This window comes from Pedobacter sp. NEAU-ZC8 (genome assembly GCF_059278965.1).
In genome coordinates, this window is record NZ_JCAJXC010000006.1 from 18,779 (window position 1) to 37,732 (window position 18,954).

The following is an 18,954-nucleotide window of genomic DNA, read 5'->3' on the forward strand; positions in this document are numbered from 1 at the left end:
TTTCGAATTTGGCGGCGTTTATATATTCGAGAGCGTTAATTTAGATGGTAAGGGTCGATAGTCATAAGATTATCGGCCCTTCACTATTTATACGGGCGCCCAGGAACTCCGTTAATACAGATTTAACTTTGTCATGGTTGAATGGCTTTAGCAGATAGCCGTTCATACCGGAGGTTGCGATTTTGGTACTATCATGATACTCCGTAGATCCTGTCAGCGCAATTACCGGAACTTTCTGGAAGTATTCTCCTTCAAGGTCACGAATAATGCAGGTGGTTTCAAAGCCGTCAATTCCAGGCATGTTAATGTCCATCAAAATGAGGTCATAAGCATTTTCCATCACTTTAGTGATCGCTTCTTCCCCGTCTGCAGCGACGTCGCTTTCAAGTCCCCAAGTGTTCAGAATACGTTTAACAATAAGAATATTGATCTCATTATCATCTACAACCAATACCTTTTTTCCTTTAAAAGCACCCGTTTCCTGTTCCAGAACAGCGTCAACTTTTTGTTGATCTACCTTTTCAAAGGCTATGGAGAAATTAAATGAGGTACCCTCTCCTTCTTTACTTTTTACCTGAATGTCGGATTTGAATAATTTCAGTAGCTTTTTGGTGATTGCAAGCCCGAGGCCGGTGCCGCCATATTTTCTAGATATGTCACTTCGTGCCTGGGTAAAGGATTCGAAAATGTAAGCCTGTTTATCTTCAGGGATACCTATGCCGGTGTCGCTAACCGTAAATTCAATTGCCACCTGCGCTTCCGGAATCTTGGCAGCAGCAGAAATATTGACCAGGCTGCCATTTGCATTCTGTGGATCAAATATATTATCTGCGGTTGCATGAAGATGGTGTAAGGCTGAATTGTTTAACTCTTGAAATTCCGCTTGCGAGGTCGTTTCAGAAAGTGCAAGCTTTAAGCTGACGGTTCCATCTTTTGTAAACTTTATGGCATTGCTCAGCAAGTTCATCAGAATCTGGTACAGTCTGGTCTTATCACCCATCAACTGCTCGGGTATACGATCGTCATAGTCCAACTGCAAGTAATTATTATTCTTATTACCGTTAATCTGAAGGGAAGTCAGAATATCATTTGCGAGTGTTTTCAGACTGAAGGGTATATGCTCCAACTGCAGGTTTCCAGTTTCTATTTTCGTGAAATCGAGTACATCGTTGATGATGTGGATCAGGTTTTCACCGGAGAACTTGAGGATCTTGAGGTCTTCCAGCTGTGAAGGTTTAGGATCATTTTCCAGTAAGAGGTGTGTCATGCCAATTACGGCATTCAGTGGATTACGGATCTCGTGACTCATCACAGATAGGAACATTTCCTTGGATGCACTCAATTCCAGGGCTTTTTCTTTGGCATCCAGCAGCTCACGCTCTGCAAGTTTCTTTTCGGTGATGTCGATAATGATTTCCACCTCCATCTCCACTTTGCCGCGCTCATCCAGCACCACGGTATTATATACCGACAACCAGATGGGCTTTTTATCCTTTCGGTAGCCGAGCACATCCATGGTGAAAGACTGGTTTTGCCTTGATAGGGCTCTTGCGTGTTCAACCAAGGCCATATCGGTCGCAGGACCGGCGAGCAGGTCGCCTAAGCGTTGCCCACGGATATCATTCAGGTTAAAGCCGGTGATCTTTTCAAAAGCCTCATTGATCCAGACCACCTCATTGTTATGATCGTTGATCACCACCGCATTGTTTACTTTGCTGGCAACAAGCGATAGCTTCATCAACTCACTTTGTACATTTCTTGTTTCTGTATGGTCCCTTCCGTAAGCATACCAAGTGCGATTCTTAGTCACGAGACTCCAGCTAAACCAGCGCAGGGATCCATCCTTGCTTAGTATCCGGAACAACAGCTCAAACTGGCATCTCCCCGCATCTAATCCCTTATGGAGCGTATCAAGCACCAGCTGCATGTCTTCCTTGTAGCAAATATCCCAAAGGTTGAGGTTCAAGGCCTCTTCAACCGTATAGCCGAGTAAACTTGTTATTGCACCATTGATGAAGAGAATTTTGCCCTTGAAGTCAAGCATCGCGTGAATTTCAGGAGAGAAAGCGGAGATATTTAACATCGCTTCCAGCCGCTGCGTCTCGTATCTTAGCGCACGCGCCTTTTTACGGTTCGACAGGTGCATCATGATCTCTGTACCAATAGTTTTTAGCATTTCATGCTGCTGAACATTCAATTTGTGCGGCACTCTGTCCAACAGGCATAGTGCCCCAAGTGCAAAACCATTTTCATCTATCAAGGGTACCCCAACATAGTAGCAGAAATATGGTGGGCCGGTAACGAGGGGATTATTTATGAAACGATCGTCAAGCCGTGCATCAAGCACTTCATGGATATCTTTTTTTAAAATGGTTAGCTCACAGAATGTAGCACCTCGGGAAACTTCCAGGGCATCATAGCCTATAGCAGATTTGAACCATACCCTATGCCGGTCCACGAATGTGATAAAGGCATAGGGCAGGTTAAATATTTGTTTCGCCAGTTTGGTCAGGTTATCAAAACCAGGCTCTTTTGGCGAATCCAGAATGTCATACTCATAAAGCGCAGTTAAGCGGTCCTCTTCAGCATTGGACCGCAACGCCTTTCGGGCTTCTGACATATACATGGTTATTTATAGAGCGGATAAAGCGCACTTAGTGCAAGCACCTTACTTCTTACATCTGCAAGATTTTCCTCATCTGCCGGGTTGCTTAGCACCTGATCAATCAAGGAAACGATTTCCTCCATTTCAGATTCTTTGTAGCCCCTGCTGGTGATAGCGGCTGTACCGACGCGGATTCCTGAGGTTACAAACGGTGACTTATCATCAAAAGGCACCATGTTTTTGTTTACCGTGATGTCTGCTCTTCCAAGCGCCTGTTCTGCATCCTTGCCGGTGATGTTTTTATTACGAAGGTCAATAAGCATCATGTGATTATCTGTACCTCCGGAGATGATACCATAACCTCTGTTCATGAACGCCTCCGCCATAGCCTGTGCATTTGCTTTTACCTGTGTGATATAAGTCAGGTAATCATCACTTAAAGCCTCGCCAAAAGCAATCGCTTTAGCGGCAATAATGTGCTCCAGCGGGCCACCCTGTGTACCCGGGAAAACAGCCATGTCCAGCACTGATGACATCATACGAGGTTCCCCTTTAGGAGTTTTCAATCCGAATGGATTTTCAAAATCTTTCCCCATCATGATCATTCCACCACGCGGGCCACGAAGCGTTTTATGTGTAGTCGTAGTTACAATATGGCAATGTGGAAGTGGGTTATTCAATAATCCACGAGCAATCATGCCCGCTGGATGTGAAATATCTGCAAGCACCAAAGCACCGATCTGGTCCGCTACTTTTCTAATGAAGGCATAATCCCACTCTCTGGAGTAAGCTGATGCACCGCAGATGATCAGTTTTGGCTTTTCCGCCAATGCGATCTCTTCCAGTTTCTCGTAATCTATTAAGCCGGTTTCCTGTTTGACACCGTAGAATAGTGGCTGGTACAGTTTACCGGAGAAGTTTACTGGGGAACCATGGGTAAGGTGACCGCCGTGTGAAAGGTCGAATCCCAGGATTTTGTCGCCAGGTTTTACTACCGCCAACATCACCGCAGCATTGGCCTGTGCACCTGAGTGTGGCTGTACATTCACCCATTCTGCATTAAACAATTGTTTTGCTCGAGAAATTGCGATATTCTCTACCTCGTCAACAACCTGACATCCGCCATAATAACGCTTACCAGGCAAGCCTTCAGCATATTTGTTGGTTAGCACTGAACCTGCAGCTTCCATCACCTGTTTGCTAACAAAGTTTTCTGAAGCAATAAGTTCCAGACCGTTTTCCTGCCTGTCTAATTCCCTGTCTATTAGGTCGAATATCAAATTATCTCTTTCCATTTATCGAAGTATATTTTGGTAAAAATAATGTTTTTTCCGCGTACTTACCGAGCAAATCAGCGTGTTACATGTTTTTTTACATCATATATTAAAACAAAATGACGTACTTTGTACATCTTTTCTATAAAAAACTACATGGAAGAAAACGCCCATCCATTGCTACCGAACATCAACTATCCCGCTGATTTAAAGCGGTATACCGAGGATGATCTCGAACAAATCAGCCAGGAACTCCGTCAGTATATCATTGATGTTGTAAGTGTAAACGGCGGTCACTTCGGTGCCAGCCTTGGTGTAGTTGAATTAACTGTTGCTCTGCACTACGTTTTGAATACGCCTTATGATAAACTGGTATGGGATGTTGGCCACCAGGCTTACGGCCATAAAATTTTAACGGGCCGAAAGGATGTATTCCATACCAACCGCATCCTGCATGGCATTAGCGGCTTCCCGAAGATCAGCGAAAGTGAGTACGATACCTTTGGCGTAGGCCACTCTTCGACTTCCATCTCTGCCGCACTGGGTATGGCTGTTGCCGCTCATTATAAAGGCGAGAAAGACCGTCAGCACGTTGCCGTGATTGGCGATGGTGCAATGACCGCAGGATTAGCTTTCGAAGGTCTGAATCATGCAGGCATAGAAAATTCCAACCTTTTGGTGATCTTGAATGACAACTGTATGTCGATCGATCCGAATGTTGGTGCTTTGAAAGAGTATTTAACAAGCATTTCCACTTCTAAATCATACAACCGCTTCAGAGACGACATCTCCAGTGCGTTGATTAAACTTTCTGAACTTGGCCCTAATGCACATAACTTCGTTAAGAAGATCGAAAAAAGCATAAAAGGCACTTTACTTAAACAGAGCAACCTTTTTGAATCTTTAAATTTCCGGTATTTCGGGCCTGTTGATGGTCACGATGTGAAGAAACTTGCTTCGGTGATCAAGGACCTGACTGCCATTCCTGGCCCTAAGCTTCTGCACTGCATTACGGTTAAAGGAAAGGGCTTTGCCTTGGCAGAGAAAGACCAAACCAAATGGCATGCACCAGGCTTGTTTGACAAGATTACGGGAGAAATTAAAAAACCGGCAGCGGTAAAGCCGCAGCCACCAAAATACCAGGATGTTTTCGGACACACACTCGTAGAACTTGCTGAAAGCAACAAAAATATTGTGGGCATAACACCTGCTATGCCTTCCGGCTCGTCCATGAACATTATGATGAAGGCCATGCCGAATCGTGCGTTTGATGTGGGCATTGCGGAACAGCATGCGGTGACTTTCTCTGCAGGCCTTGCCTCACAAGGACTAGTACCTTTCTGTAACATCTACTCCAGCTTTATGCAGCGGGCATTTGACCAGGTGGTACACGATGTAGCCATCCAAAACTTGAACGTTGTATTCTGCCTGGACCGCGCAGGTCTTGCTGGTGCAGATGGCGCGACACACCATGGTGCTTACGACATTGCATATATGCGTTGCATTCCGAACATGACGGTTGCCTCACCGATGAATGAGGAGGAACTGCGGAACATGATGTACACGGCGCAGCTTGAAAACCAGGGACCATTTTCGATCCGCTATCCTAGAGGTAATGGCGTTATGGTAGACTGGAAACGCAGCTTTACGGAGCTTCAGGTCGGTAAAGGCCGCAAAATCTGTGATGGTGAAGATGTTGCCGTGCTAACGATCGGCCATGTAGGCAATTTCGCTGTTGAGGCTTGCAAAGAGTTGAACAGCGAAGGTATCTACCCTGCCCATTACGATTTGCGCTTTGTAAAGCCCTTAGATGAAGCATTATTGCATGATGTGTTTAAGCGTTATCAAACTGTGATTACCGTTGAAGACGGCTGCCTGCAAGGCGGTATGGGTTCAGCAGTACTGGAATTTATGGCAGATCATCAGTACAAATCGAATGTGATCCGTTTGGGCATTCCCGATGAGGTGGTAGAACATGGTGAGCAAGCAGAACTTTGGGCTATTTGCGGATACGATGCTGCAGCCATTATGGATACCATCCGTAAGGTAGCCGTAAGTAGAACGACCAAAACAATCGCTTCATAACACAGCAATCTGTTGCATAGCTCCACACATTTTTTCACGAGGAAAATTCTTAAAACACTATTAAACACGTATTTAGACTTTAGGTTCGCATTGGCACAGTTGTGTATACTAGAGATAGTAACCACAATCATTTAAACTTAAAACTAAATAACATGAAAAAGATGATTTTATCAGCAGCATTCCTAGCATTCGCAGGCCTGACTACTGTAAAAGCAAGTGAAGTTAAATCACCAGTAATTGCCATCCAACAAGATAGTACTACTAAAGTTCCGGTAAAACTTGAAGAATTACCTGATGCCGTAAAAACAACCCTGCAGTCTGACAAATACAAGGAGTTCAGTCCAAGCGCAGCTTACCTGGTAACTGCAGCTAACAAGTCTGAATGGTACCTTGTTGAATTAGCTAAAGAAGGACAAACTGCCTCTTTGAAAATTGGAAAAGACGGTGTAGTTGTAGAATAAACCCTTATTTATATAAAATCTAAATCATAAAAGCCGGAAGTCCTCCGGCTTTTGTATTTTTGTTATCTTAACACATAAATATGGCAAAAATACTAATTGTTGAAGATGACTTAACCTTTTCTCAATTACTAGAGGGCTTTTTCAAAAAGCACCAGCACGAGCCAACCGTTGTTCACAACATTAAGAATGCTTACCGCACGCTTGATCAGAAAGAATACGATCTCTTACTTGTAGACTATCGCTTGCCTGACGGTACCGGACTGGATATTCTTTCCTATCTTAATTCGCAGGGACTTGACTTGCCATTGGTCATCATGACCAGCTTCAATGACGTGAGAACTGCTGTTAAATCCATACAGCAAGGTGCCTCCGATTACATCACCAAGCCGGTAAATCCGGATGAATTGCTGATGATCGTGAAAAATGCTTTGGAGAAAGACAAAGAAGAAGACGTTGCCAAAATCTCCTCAGACGACGATACCATAAAAGGGCACAGCCCCTCTGCCGATAAACTATACGAACACATTAACCTGGTTGCCCCAACCGATATGTCGGTGATCATTCAGGGCGAAAGTGGTACCGGGAAAGAATATGCTGCAAGAGCCTTACACAAGCAAAGTAAACGTGCTTCTAAACCTTTTATAGCTATTGACTGTGGTGCGCTGTCGAAAGACCTTGCTGCCAGTGAGCTTTTCGGCCATATCAAGGGCGCCTTTACTGGTGCAATCAGCGATAAGCAAGGCCAGTTCGAAGCCGCCAACGGCGGAACATTATTCCTTGACGAAGTGGGTAACCTCAGCTATGAGGTGCAAATTAAGCTACTTCGTGCTTTGCAGGAGCGTGTGGTTCAGCCATTGGGCAGTACCAAATCGATCCCGGTAAACGTACGCATCATTGCCGCAACAAACGACGACCTGGCAAACTCCGTAGCAAACGGCACTTTCCGCGAAGATCTATATCACCGGATTAACGAATTTAAAATCCAGCTTCCTCCGCTACGGGAGCGCGGGAAAGACCTGGAGTTGTTTATAGAACATTTCGTGAAGCTTTCTAATAAAGAGCTCGGGCGCAATGTGAAGCACATCTCCGAAGAAGCAAAGACCTTATTACAGCAATACGACTGGCCAGGAAATTTACGTGAATTAAAGAATGTGGTTAAGCGTATGGTGTTGTTGAGCCCTACAGAGACCGCTGAAGTTTCCGCACTTCCCGATGAGATGATTTTGGCCATCAGGCATACCGCACCGAAACCTGTGGGTTCTGATCTGAAAGCCATCAATGAAGCGAATGAAAAAGCGTTGATTATCGAAACACTGGTTAAAGTGAAGTATAACAAATCACAGGCTGCTAAGCTCCTTAATATCGATCGTAAAACGCTTTATAGTAAGATGGAGCGTTATGAAATTGAATAGTCATTAACCAGATCCACCAGGTGATATAAGCCTGGTATTAGACGATCTGCTTCTGCTTTGAGTTTTGGGTTGATATCTGTGCAACCCATTACTTCAATTTCCAGCTTTCTAAAATCTGCAGCGAGCTCACCCGAGCCGATCTGCGCGATCCTGCCTGCAAGGCGATGTACCAACAATGAAAACTGACTTACGTTGTTGCTTTCCATACTTGTCCTAAGGTCTTCAATGTCATGCATGCAATCCTCACTAAAGCGTTTCAGGATCTTGAACAACTGTTCTTCATCACCAAAGGTCATCTTTTCAAGATACGAAGGATCAAATGTAATATCTGGCGCCTGCAGGGCTGTATCCTGAACATCTCCATTGCGGAGCAAGCCAAGCAGTTCCTGCTCGCGGAATGGCTTCATTACCACCCCATCGAAACCCATTTCCATCAGCCGTGCCCGTTCCTCAGGTAATACCTGCGCCGTCACGGAGTAAACCTTTACCTCTGGACTTAATGTCGGCTTCATCAATTTAAACAACTCGCTGCCCGACATTTCCGGCATCCGAAGGTCCATCAGGATGTATTTGACCTGATGTGTAACCGGTGTTTCGAGCATTTCTCTAGGTGAATCGAAACACCTGTATTTTATATTGTGACGTTGTAAGAGGAGACTGCAGAGTTCGAGAATCAACTTATCATCATCTATTACCCATACTTCCATTCCGTTATCTAGCTTTGGCGTTAATGATTGTTCTATCAGGGGTGCAGCAGCATACTTAAACCTCAGGTATACCATGAAACTACTGCCCTGCCCCTTCTTGCTTTTAGCATAAATCCGGCCACCCTGACCATCAACCAATGCCTTAACAATGGTCAGGCCCAGACCTGAACCTTCCTTCGCCATGGAAGCCGTCGTTTCCGACTGTTCAAACTCTCCAAAAATGTGTACCGCCTCCTCCTCAGAGAAGCCAACACCAGTATCTTTCACCACAAAAGTAAAATGCAGATCATCACCTTTGCGCTTATAATAAACCGTAAGCAGCACTTCACCTTCGGATGTAAACTTGATTGCATTCCCGACCAGGTTTAGCAGGATCTGCCTTAACCTGAAGGCATCACCTGAAATATACTCGACATCCCCAAGCTGAAAATCGGTGTTCAGTTCCAGGTTTTTCTTCTCTGCTTGAGGCTTTAAAATCATGATTACCTCCGCTAACAGTGCTTTAAGCGAGAAGGTGTCCTCTGAAAAGGTGAATTTCCCGGATACAATCCGGTTATAGTCCAATACCTCATTGACGATCTGCAACAGGTGCTCTGAAGAGTAATAAATGGCGTCGATATCTTTTCGCTGTGGGTAGATCTGCTGTTTGATCAGCTCCGCATACCCGATAATAGACTGTAATGGGGTCCGGATCTCGTGGCTCATATTAGACAAGAACCGCTGTTTGGCCCGTCCATGGAATTCGGCAAGGTCGCGGGCAGCCTCAAGCGCTTTCCGGTAGCGAATACTTCTGGTGATGTCGGTAAGGATGAGGTACAGCAGCACGATGGTGATGCCAAAAAACACCAGCATAATGGTGCTGATGCGTGAAATACCCGTATTCACAACCGCACGCGCCTGCAAGCTGCTTCGCTCAATCTGGTTGACCGCTTCATCCTCAACCTTCCGCAATATGTTCAGCATCTCCCCAATCAGCTTGGTATTGGCATTCGCCAGTTCTGCCTCTTTCTCGATGAATGCCTGACTCTTCAGCTTCTGCGCATTCTGTATGGCAAGAAGTGAGCGATTTACGTCTTTCGCAATCTTTACGTCATTGACGATGGAAAGTGTATCTCGTTTAACGTTCTCCTCATTTACAATTTTAAAGGATTTCGCTTCTTCAGGTTTCTTGCGCTTGAAGATCTTACCCAGGAAACCCCGGCTATCTTCTTCTTGGGGAACAACGGTTGTTGTGAGGGTTTTTTGTTCAGAGGTGACTACGGTACTGTCTATTTTCTCGGCATTTTTAGCGACAAGCGCATTCACCCGCTTCACCTGCCGGGTAATCACCCCATCGTTCATAAGCTGTTCCCTGACTTTGAGGTAGTTTACAAACTGCTCATCCCGTTCGCTGAGCAGCGCATTGATGGAAGCGATCCGCACTTGCTGTACCGAGTCACCACCATAGAGCGCCCGCAAGGTATCGAGCACAGCGCGAAGCTGTTTAGACTGCGCGTAGAATTTATCGTAATTTCCTGGATCACTGATGGCCTGCTTTTTTTGCAGCTGATCCATCGCCGAGATATTTCCGGCAAGTTTATGTACAATCCTTAAACGTTCATTGGGTGCGGTGATGTTCGCAACAGTGTTCAGCATTTCGGTAAATGCCACTTTGCTAACACCCCACGCAAGTAGTAAAGCGCAGCACGCCAGTACAAGCGCGATGATTATTTTTGGCCTCAAGATATTCCTTTTGTCGTTATCAGCAGTATTGCCTGTTTAATTACCAGTATTCTTATTTCCGAAGAAATATTTTCCTGGACTCCAACCTATTAATAACGCAAAAATACAAAAAATAGGGTGCAGGCGAATGTGCGAATTTACCCATTCTGATTTATCTACTTCTCAGTTTATCAGCGATTAAGGGGATCTGAACTTGCTCATCGGGCAAGGCCGAAGGCATCAAAAACACATCCCGTAAAGCGCGGCCCAGCTTCAAATGTGCTGAAACCTCCTTTGAACGCTGTTTATAGTAAGATTCAAAGGCTTGGGGATAATCCATCTGCTTCAGATTTGTTGCCAGCATTTGCGCATCTAACATCGCATTGGTCGTTCCAGCACTGGTAAAAGGCAGTGCAAGATGGGCAGCATCACCGATGAGGACTGCGTTTTTGTGAGAAAAGGAAGACAAAACATCAAAGTCCCGGGTTGTCCAGATGTAACTGGTACTGAAGTCATTGCTGTTCAAAATATCTTTTACCAAGGGTGGAAACTCAACCAGCAGTCGCTGGCAGAATGCCTCTAGTTCTATAGGGGAATCGACTGATGTGATGTCCGAAATTTCCGGATCATACTGCATGAACCACACCAGTTCATCACCTGAAGAAGGGATCATGCCGAAGGCAAGTCCGCTGTCGTCACGTTGAAATTTGTTGAAGGTCCCACGGTATTTTTCGGCAAGTGCTTGATTGGAGGCAATGCCCACTACTTCTTTAACCCTCCCCGGGATAAAAGCCGTCTGACCCCAGAGTTCCTGCCGGACACGCGAAAATCCGCCATCCGCACCAACAAATAAGTCACCATACTCAACCTCGCCGTTTTCAAAAGCCGCAGCCACAATGCGGTCATCCTCATAGATAAAGCGATCAAACTTCCGGTTGTCACGTAGCGTGTTATCCCGAAGTTTATCGTAAAGGAACTGCGTAAGCTCGGTCCGTTTAATACACCGCCAATTATCGAGAGGCAGGTGTTGCACCTCCTTCCCATCCGGACGGCGCAAGATGAAACGTTCAACCAGTTGCCCCGGCAAGCTGGCCGATGTTTCTGGCTGTTGGTTAACTTCTTCTTTCAAATGCCTGCTCGCTTGTGAGGCACTTTGTGCTGCAGATGTCTGTTCCGCAGCAAGTTCCTGCAGCACAGACAAACCGTCACTATGCATCAGAAAGGCATGCCCACCACCAACCGCACCAATCGCACGTTCATTAACGACGACCTCAAACTGCTCATCCTGCAAGAAGTTCGCAAGGGTTAAGCCAGCAATTCCGCCACCTATAATTACAATTTTCATTCTAATAATAAATTAATTTGTTGATGATGTATTTGATGCATGGCTGCTATACATAAGATCAGGATCACCCAAGCATTTAGAAATTCTATTTGATGTTGGCTCATGTGATCCTATGTTTAATGTCAGCTATTTAAATTTTGCTTAATCCGCTGGATCGCTTCCGAAATCACATTTTCAGATGTGGCGAAGCTCATCCGGATAAAGCCTTCCGCACCCTCGCCAAACCACTGTTTCGATCCGGGTACCACGGCTACCTTCGCGTCACTTAACAAGCGTGCAGCAAGGTCCGCACTGGAATATCCTGTTGCTTTGATGTCGGTAAAAGCCACATAGCAACCTTCCGGTGTTCTGCAGTGAAAACCTTCAATGCTGTTCAAGCCAGTGGTAATCAGGTCGCGCATCCTTTGCAGGTGCGATACGAAGCCTTCCAGCCAGTAGCCACATTCATCCAGCGCAGCCACCACGGCCACTTGAGAGAGCACGTTTGCACCATGGATCGTGGAAGTATGCAGAGAAGCTGCAAAAAGCCGTTCATAATGTGCAGTGTTCGATGCAACCACCGTCCCAATACGTAGCCCCGCCAGTCCGTAGGACTTGCTGTAACCCGTCACTGTTACCGTTTGATTACGTATTTCCTCGTTTATAGAAGCAATGCTGGTAAAAACATGAGGTTTGAACACAATATCACTCCAGATCTCATCCGAAAGGATGATCAGGTTATGCTTTACCGCCAGCTCCCCGATGCGTGTTAGCTCTGCTCTGGTAAACACCTTTCCGGTTGGGTTAAGCGGATTACATAGGCAGATCATTTTAGTTTTCTTGCCGACGAGCTGCTCCAGACGATCGAAGTCAACTGCTTCGTCCGTTGCTGGAATCGCGAAAGGTACGGCGAGGGCACCTACATTTTCCACCGAATAACGGAATAGGAAATCCACGGGATCAAAGATGATCGCTTCATCCCCGGCCTGGAGAAAAGCCCTGCAGATCACATAGATACCGAAGGCAGCACTGTCAACGGGAAACAGCAGTTCTGGTGATGCTGGAATCTGCCGTTTCTCCTGAAAGAAACGCGCAACACTTTCCTTGAACTCCGGCAAGCCTGCAGGCGGACCATAGGATAAATACCGGTCTCTGGTAAAGCGGATGATGGCTTCTGCAATCTCAGGCGCACTTGGAAAATCAGGATCTGCAGCAGTTAATGGAATTACACCTTCAGGTACTGTAGCCCAGCGGAGGTTGAAAGCGCGTTGTTTTAGAATGTCAAAGTTGATGGTGTGATTTTCAAACATGTATCTGATTATAATGCAGCTATTAAGTCTATGAACTTATCCTTTACCATGGGCTTCACAATGAACTCCTGCACCGCAGGGATCTGCTTCGCACGTTCCACCTCATACGGTGAAATTGAGGAGGTGACGATATACAGGTGTATTTTATTCGGATTACTGAAATTGATATCCTCATAGGCTTTCAGGAACTCCCAGCCATCCATCACAGGCATATTGAGATCAAGCAGGATAATATCCGGCAAAGCATTTTCATCTTCTGCCAGGCTTTGCAGCTGCTCTATAGCATCCTGCCCATTGATGTAGGTCTCTACGGTCACCTCTAGTTCCGATCTTGCAATCAACTTCTTCGTCAAGAATACAAAAACCTCATCATCATCGATCAACCAAACGTTTTTCATATACTTAGTGCTGATTATTAAAAACGACATAAAATACGGCGCCCTCATCTGGAATACTCTCCACCCAGATTTTACCGTTCATTGCTTCAATTTGTGTCTTGGTCATATATAAGCCGAGCCCTTTAGCATTGGGGTGTTTATGAAACACCTTTCCAATTTTAAAAACACTATCCATGTGTTTGGTCAGATCAATACCGAGCCCATTGTCGCGCACCATCAGCAGAATGGAGTCGTTGTTCCTGCGGGTGCTCAGCTCAATCCGCGGTTTACGGTCTGGCGAGCGATATTTCAGTGCATTACTGACCAGGTTGTGAAGAATGCTGTTCAGGTATTTCGGCGGATAATGAACCACCGGCGCATCATCGAAGTTGACAATGATCTGCGCCTCAGTTTTATTGATCTCCATCTTTAACCCATCCAATGTACGCTGCAGGTACTCTTGAAGCACAATCTGCTCAGAGGCAATCTCCATGTCCTGACGCACCTGGATCGATTCAACCAGTTCATTGAAAGTCGTATTCAAACTGTCAATCACCGGCGTAAGTTTAGAAGTCAATAACTTGATCTCTTCATAGTCATTGCTGTCATTGATAAATTCAACCAGCATGGCCATGTTGGTCAGCGGGCCCCTTAAATTGTGAGAAACAATATTGCAGAAGTCAAGCAGCTGGGTATTCTGAGCAGATAGCTGCTTCATCATCACCGACTGCTTTTCTTCTAATAGTTTTCTTTCCGTGATGTCAATACCGAACCCGATGAACAGGCTTAGTTGTCCCGCTTCATCATGTACCGGAAAAATCCTTCTTAGCACGGTGACCGTCTGTCCCTGCGGATTTTTTACACTATCTTCCCATCGCACCACCTGTCCGGTGTTTTTGGCTTCCAGAAACTGCTCGCGACGTTTGCGGGCAATACTTTCATCCCTGTTTCGAAAACGGGCATATTCAAAATCATCCATACCAATGATCTTTTTGCGTAACTGCGGATCCTTGATCGCCCCAGGGTTAACAAAAATATAGCGATGATCCAGGTCAAACACGGCAATGTCCGTGGGAATTTTGTTTAGAATATTTTCGTAGAACGACTTCTGCTTTTCAAGCTCACGATTTACAATTCTGCGGTCCGTCAGCTCGCGTATGGTAACAATGAAATAGATCTGACCCTCGATATCAGTGGGCGACACGCCCAATGTAGCGATGAACTCAGAGCCATCCCCGCGTCTCACCATAACATCAAAGTCCTGCTTTGGCAGGCCATCTTTCAGATGCTGGTCCTGCAGACGGAGAAAGGCATCGTGATTACGTTCGGGAATAATTGCCTCATGCACCATTTTACCTATAGCCGCTGTAGCAGAAATACCGAATAGGTCCACGGCTTTGGGGTTCCATCCCCGGATTACCCTCGATGTATCAGCAATCAGCACCGCATCAACATTGTATTCAAAGATGGTAATAGCTTGGGTAAGGGCATCCTCTACAGCGGTTTTCTCGCGTTCATTTTCCCTGCTGGATAGTCGTATCTGCAGCAGCTTTCCAACTTGTGCCCCCAGGAGTTCCAGTCCATGCCGTTGTTTGTCATCAAATGTGCGCTGTTGGTTGTCCGCAACGGCGAGATGCCCAACATTCAAGCCCTCCGGATTAAATAATGGCACTAACATCATGCTTTGGATCCCAAGCTGCTGTACCATCGGGTGTTCTTTAACACGCGGGTCATTAGCGGCATCTTCCAGCACATAAGTCTGCCTGATATTCAAGTTCAAGGTTCCTACCGGATTTTCCAGAGAACCCGCAAATCCCAGCCGACTTTTATACCAGATCCGGTCCATATCGTAAAAGCCGATCATGGCCATTGGTGTTTTACAAAGCATTGATGCCAGCATGGTCAGCTGGTCAAATTCAGGCTCTTCAGAAGAGTTCAGAATTTCCTGTTCGAGTAACGCAGCACGCACGCTGCCCCCGTCTTGTTGCTTGGGAAATTCTGTCATTATGGTAGAAGACGTTTAGGTTTTTGATCAATGTAGAGCGTCACAACTGCATTTAGAATACTAATTTACAATATTAATTCTTAAAAACTCCAAAGCGAAAAAATCGCTTGTAGTTAACACATGAAAGAAGCTGCACCTAATCGGAACAGCAGCTTTCACCAAATGTTATTTCTTTAAAGCAACCTTGATTGCCTGCTCTGCCAAAGGTTCCATTACCGAATACCCAAGTTTATTTGGATGCACCTCATCGCTGTGGTAAATAGATTTCATGCCATTGCGTTCATCCACCATTGCAGAAAAGTAATCAAGATAAACAACCTTTTTCTTGGCAGCATAAGCTTTTATCCATTTATTTAGTGCAATGACTTTTGGCGCAGGTTCCATATTAGGGCGCCAAGGGAAATCATACGCAGGTAGTACCGAAGACAATACCACGTTGATGTTGTTCGCCAGCGCAATTTCAGTCATGGACGCAATGTTATCTTCGATCATTTCCAGGGTCGATGGGCCAGTATTGCCGGCGATATCATTGATGCCACACAGCAATACCACGACCTTTGGCTTTAGGGAAACCACATCCTGGCGGAAACGTACCAGCATCTGCGGTGTCGTCTGTCCACCAATACCGCGATTGATGTATGGACGCCCCTTGAAAAATTCAGGAGCCTGTTTAATCCAGCCTTCGGTGATGGAGTTTCCCATAAAAACCACCCGTTGCTCATTTGCTGCAGGTGGCCCCAGCTCCGCATTTGCCTCCCTGTATTTTTTCAAGTTTGGCCAGTCGGTATCCTGCTGCTGTGCCTGAGCAGATTGGCACGCGAAAAGGATCAATACAAAAGCGAGTATGCGGGAAGTTTTTATCATATCTGGTCAGGTTAATTTCGATTCGTAAATTAAGATAAAAATCAAAATTTCCACCAGCGTGCAGCATTTATTCCCGAAAAAAATAATGCCTTGCTGCGCCAGTCGAAGTGATCACTTTAATTAGATACGAACTCAACCTGGCAGCTTGAAATACATCGTCCCGGAAAGAAAAAGCTTGAGATTTCTGAGCAAAGCCCGGAACCGCAGCATTGACCAAACGATCCTGATCAAATAACACGCAATCAACCCCTAAACCAGCGTTCAGTTATTTCGAAGAAACTTTAAGCTTCCTGAATAAGAACTTGGAAACCGCATGGGTTGTCCGCATTGGCTGATATTGAAAACACTTTTTCAATGATAACAGTGCTTTTTTGAAGTCTCCTTTATTTGCGCAGAAAAAGAAGACCTTCAGGAACTCCGTATAATTTCTCCGCTTGAGCACCTGCTGGTCAAAGCCTTGAGGCAAAATTTGAGCGATGTCATTATTCCATTTCTCCATCAGAAAAGCCCATTCCAGTTTATCTGAGGAGAGCACAATGCCATGGGTACCCTTACGGTAAACGGAAGAGATCACTGGAAGGTAGCGGATCTTGCCTTTGCGGGCCAGAAAACACCACAGGAAGGTGTCGGCACTAAACTTATAGTTCAGCAAAGAAGCATCGAGCATATTCCTGCGCAGCAGTACAGAAGCCGTTGGAAACTGTCTTTTGGCCAACAGGTGATGAATCTCGAGATCCCTTTCATTCATGTTGTTGAAAGGATGTTCCGTCCCTTTGCGGGTATCAAGCACCAGTCCATTCTCAGCGACCATACTATAATCGGGATTAGCCTCCAGGAAATCAAGCTGGCGCTGCAGCTTGTGTGGATCGGTCCAGTAGTCATCCCCTTCACAAATGGCCAGGTAGTCGCCGGTACAAGCCGCGAAAGTACGTAGGCCGTTGGCCGTCATGCCCACATTCACCGGACCAGTGATCAGCTTGATTAAACTTGGGTATGCCTCCGCATACTTTTTGCAGATGGCTAGCGTACCATCCGAGGAAAGATCTTCGCCAATAACGATCTCATAATCACAATTCAGCACCTGGCTTACGGCACCTTGTAGACAAGCCTCTATATAGGCTTCGTGATTATAAGTGATGATACAAACGGAAACTTTCATTTTAATTTATTCAGGCTTTACGATATTAGTTATTCTGCACCCGGAGCATTAAACGACTGATTAGGTCAACCTCTTCCGTGGTCAGATCGCAATACAAAGGTAAACACAGCACCCTGCTGGAGATGTCCTCCGTGACTTCCAGCTTTTTATAGGCCATGTATGGCAAGGAGCTTGCCAGCGAAGGATAAAAATAGCGTCGGGTAAAAATCTCATTAACTTTCAAATACTCCATACAATTCAGCATCAGCTGGATATCTTCAAAAATCAAAGGATAATAGGCGTAATTATTCGCCGAGGCCTCGTGCCATTTTGGTCTGCGCGCACGCAGGCCCTGCAAGTTCTGATCATAGCGGTCGTTGATGGTCTTACGCTTCTCCATGATCTCTGGCAGGTGTGTAATGTTCACCAGCCCCATGGCAGCATGAAACTCCGAGTTTTTACCGTTAATGCCCAGCTCGGCAAAAGCCTCCGGCCCATTAAAGCCAAAATTACGCATCAATGCCAGCTTTTTCAGGAAGTCCGGATCATTGGTCATGATCAGCCCTCCTTCTATGGAATGGTAAAGTTTGGTGGCATGCAGACTGCAGATGGAAACGTCGCCATAGTTGAAAATGGATTGTCCGTTTACCTGAACGCCGAAAGCATGAGCACCGTCATATATTACCTTAAGATTGTGTTTTTTCGCAATCGCATCAATAGCTTCCACATCACATGGATTTCCATACACGTGAGTAGCCAGGATCGCGCAGGTTTTCTCCGTTATCGCCTCTTCGATCTTCGCTGGATCAATATTCAGCGAGTCGGCATCAATATCTACAAACACGGGTTGACAGCCTGCCCAAACGATGCTGCTGGTCGTGGCGACAAAAGAAAATGCCGTGGTGATCACCTCTCCCTGCAGCTCCAGGCCCTTCATTGCCATTTCCAGGGCTACCGTACCATTGGTAACATACAGCAGGTGGTTTACCTTAAGGTAGTCTTTGATGATCAGCTCCAGATTACTGGAAAGCGGTCCCATGTTGGTGATCCACTGCCGCTGCCAGATCCCCTTCAAATAATGTGCATATTCCTCCTGTGGAGGCATAAACGGTTTGGTAATCGGGATCATATATTAAACTTTTGTTTGGTTTCGAGATATTCCTCGTCGGTAATGCTCAGCAACCAACAGTTACGGTGTTTGCCGTTCTTGTAAATGTATTTGCGAAGGAAGCCTTCACGTTTTAGTCCCGCACGCTCCATAATCCGCAGCGAACCCTTGTTCTCTTCCATCACGTAAACTGCGAAACGTACCATGCGCAGTTCTTCAAAAGCATGCCGCATGCCTAACAGCAAAACCTGGAGCCCATAAAATTTACCTGGTGTTGGCGAAATCACCTTAATGCCGCCGCCAATACAGGTGCCATTGCGGTAGTCGATATCGTTCACAGAAGCATAGCCAATGATATCGTCATTGCCACCGACCTCACATACCGCCAGCCAGCCATTTCGCGGATCATCATTATAAATGATATCATTCACCCATTTCTGCTCCCGCTCCAGGGATACGAATTTAGTTACGCCACCAATTTTCTCCTCGATCTCTCTATTCTTCCGTAATTCATTTATAAAAACGGCGTCTTCAGGTTTAAACGCCCTCAGATAAACCTCAAAATCCATATATGATTTATTAA

The 18,954-nt window shown here is 45.7% G+C and carries 14 protein-coding genes; 3 read left to right on the forward strand and 11 right to left on the reverse strand.

Annotation, left to right across the window (positions count from 1 at the left end; genetic code table 11):
• Window positions 1–61: 61 nt before the first annotated feature.
• Both AC5WJX_RS06475 and glyA read right to left on the reverse strand, forming a co-directional pair.
• Window positions 62–2,620: a response regulator gene (locus tag AC5WJX_RS06475; RefSeq protein WP_494483845.1), complete on the reverse strand. Its 2,559-nt coding sequence runs from the start codon at window positions 2,618–2,620 to the stop codon at window positions 62–64.
• 8 nt (window positions 2,621–2,628) lie between these two features.
• Window positions 2,629–3,900, reverse strand: a complete 1,272-nt coding sequence (gene glyA, locus AC5WJX_RS06480; protein WP_494483846.1) for a serine hydroxymethyltransferase — start codon at window positions 3,898–3,900, stop codon at window positions 2,629–2,631.
• A 135-nt stretch (window positions 3,901–4,035) separates the two neighbouring features.
• Between glyA and dxs the strand changes: the two genes are divergently transcribed.
• The 3 genes from dxs to AC5WJX_RS06495 all read left to right on the forward strand — a co-directional run bounded on the left by dxs (window position 4,036) and on the right by AC5WJX_RS06495 (window position 7,837).
• Window positions 4,036–5,964 (forward strand): 1-deoxy-D-xylulose-5-phosphate synthase, encoded by a 1,929-nt coding sequence (gene dxs / locus AC5WJX_RS06485; RefSeq protein WP_494483847.1) that lies wholly within the window; start codon window positions 4,036–4,038, stop codon window positions 5,962–5,964.
• Window positions 5,965–6,116: 152 nt separating this feature from the next.
• Window positions 6,117–6,425, forward strand: coding sequence for a hypothetical protein (locus AC5WJX_RS06490; RefSeq protein WP_440430619.1), 309 nt, complete (start codon window positions 6,117–6,119; stop codon window positions 6,423–6,425).
• Window positions 6,426–6,505: 80 nt separating this feature from the next.
• Window positions 6,506–7,837 carry a sigma-54-dependent transcriptional regulator gene (locus tag AC5WJX_RS06495; protein WP_494483848.1) on the forward strand — a complete coding sequence of 444 codons (1,332 nt, stop codon included), beginning with the start codon at window positions 6,506–6,508 and terminating at the stop codon, window positions 7,835–7,837.
• On the opposite strand, the gene AC5WJX_RS06500 is transcribed toward AC5WJX_RS06495, so the two are convergent.
• From AC5WJX_RS06500 to AC5WJX_RS06540, 9 genes are all read right to left on the reverse strand, one after another.
• Window positions 7,822–10,179 carry an ATP-binding protein gene (locus AC5WJX_RS06500; protein ID WP_440430621.1) on the reverse strand — a complete coding sequence of 786 codons (2,358 nt, stop codon included), beginning with the start codon at window positions 10,177–10,179 and terminating at the stop codon, window positions 7,822–7,824. The two genes, AC5WJX_RS06495 and AC5WJX_RS06500, sit on opposite strands and share 16 nt — an antisense overlap.
• Window positions 10,180–10,417: 238 nt before the next feature.
• Window positions 10,418–11,590, reverse strand: a complete 1,173-nt coding sequence (locus tag AC5WJX_RS06505) for an FAD-dependent oxidoreductase (protein WP_494483849.1) — start codon at window positions 11,588–11,590, stop codon at window positions 10,418–10,420.
• A gap of 122 nt (window positions 11,591–11,712) precedes the next feature.
• Window positions 11,713–12,879 (reverse strand): pyridoxal phosphate-dependent aminotransferase, encoded by a 1,167-nt coding sequence (locus AC5WJX_RS06510; protein WP_494483850.1) that lies wholly within the window; start codon window positions 12,877–12,879, stop codon window positions 11,713–11,715.
• Between the two features lie 8 nt (window positions 12,880–12,887).
• Window positions 12,888–13,277 carry a response regulator gene (locus tag AC5WJX_RS06515; protein WP_440430624.1) on the reverse strand — a complete coding sequence of 130 codons (390 nt, stop codon included), beginning with the start codon at window positions 13,275–13,277 and terminating at the stop codon, window positions 12,888–12,890.
• Between the two features lie 4 nt (window positions 13,278–13,281).
• Entirely contained in the window at window positions 13,282–15,261 is a 1,980-nt protein-coding gene (locus AC5WJX_RS06520) for a PAS domain S-box protein (protein ID WP_494483851.1), read from the reverse strand.
• A 165-nt stretch (window positions 15,262–15,426) separates the two neighbouring features.
• The gene (locus AC5WJX_RS06525) at window positions 15,427–16,125 is read right to left on the reverse strand and encodes an SGNH/GDSL hydrolase family protein (protein WP_494483852.1); all 699 of its coding nucleotides are present in this window, start codon (window positions 16,123–16,125) and stop codon (window positions 15,427–15,429) included.
• A gap of 265 nt (window positions 16,126–16,390) precedes the next feature.
• The gene (locus AC5WJX_RS06530) at window positions 16,391–17,284 is read right to left on the reverse strand and encodes a glycosyltransferase family 2 protein (RefSeq protein WP_440430627.1); all 894 of its coding nucleotides are present in this window, start codon (window positions 17,282–17,284) and stop codon (window positions 16,391–16,393) included.
• A gap of 25 nt (window positions 17,285–17,309) precedes the next feature.
• Window positions 17,310–18,392 (reverse strand): DegT/DnrJ/EryC1/StrS family aminotransferase, encoded by a 1,083-nt coding sequence (locus AC5WJX_RS06535; RefSeq protein WP_494483853.1) that lies wholly within the window; start codon window positions 18,390–18,392, stop codon window positions 17,310–17,312.
• Entirely contained in the window at window positions 18,389–18,940 is a 552-nt protein-coding gene (locus tag AC5WJX_RS06540; protein WP_440430629.1) for a GNAT family N-acetyltransferase, read from the reverse strand. The genes AC5WJX_RS06535 and AC5WJX_RS06540 overlap by 4 nt, the downstream gene beginning before the upstream one ends.
• Between the last annotated feature and the right edge of the window lie 14 nt (window positions 18,941–18,954).

Bases quoted from the DNA above. Each gene is read 5' to 3' on its own strand.
- AC5WJX_RS06475 (WP_494483845.1), bottom strand. From the start codon at position 2,620: ATGTCAGAAGCCCGAAAGGCGTTGCGGTCCAATGCTGAAGAGGACCGC.
- glyA (WP_494483846.1), bottom strand. From the start codon at position 3,900: ATGGAAAGAGATAATTTGATATTCGACCTAATAGACAGGGAATTAGAC.
- dxs (WP_494483847.1), top strand. From the start codon at position 4,036: ATGGAAGAAAACGCCCATCCATTGCTACCGAACATCAACTATCCCGCT.
- AC5WJX_RS06490 (WP_440430619.1), top strand. From the start codon at position 6,117: ATGAAAAAGATGATTTTATCAGCAGCATTCCTAGCATTCGCAGGCCTG.
- AC5WJX_RS06495 (WP_494483848.1), top strand. From the start codon at position 6,506: ATGGCAAAAATACTAATTGTTGAAGATGACTTAACCTTTTCTCAATTA.
- AC5WJX_RS06500 (WP_440430621.1), bottom strand. From the start codon at position 10,179: ATGCTGAACACTGTTGCGAACATCACCGCACCCAATGAACGTTTAAGG.
- AC5WJX_RS06505 (WP_494483849.1), bottom strand. From the start codon at position 11,590: ATGAAAATTGTAATTATAGGTGGCGGAATTGCTGGCTTAACCCTTGCG.
- AC5WJX_RS06510 (WP_494483850.1), bottom strand. From the start codon at position 12,879: ATGTTTGAAAATCACACCATCAACTTTGACATTCTAAAACAACGCGCT.
- AC5WJX_RS06515 (WP_440430624.1), bottom strand. From the start codon at position 13,277: ATGAAAAACGTTTGGTTGATCGATGATGATGAGGTTTTTGTATTCTTG.
- AC5WJX_RS06520 (WP_494483851.1), bottom strand. From the start codon at position 15,261: ATGACAGAATTTCCCAAGCAACAAGACGGGGGCAGCGTGCGTGCTGCG.
- AC5WJX_RS06525 (WP_494483852.1), bottom strand. From the start codon at position 16,125: ATGATAAAAACTTCCCGCATACTCGCTTTTGTATTGATCCTTTTCGCG.
- AC5WJX_RS06530 (WP_440430627.1), bottom strand. From the start codon at position 17,284: ATGAAAGTTTCCGTTTGTATCATCACTTATAATCACGAAGCCTATATA.
- AC5WJX_RS06535 (WP_494483853.1), bottom strand. From the start codon at position 18,392: ATGATCCCGATTACCAAACCGTTTATGCCTCCACAGGAGGAATATGCA.
- AC5WJX_RS06540 (WP_440430629.1), bottom strand. From the start codon at position 18,940: ATGGATTTTGAGGTTTATCTGAGGGCGTTTAAACCTGAAGACGCCGTT.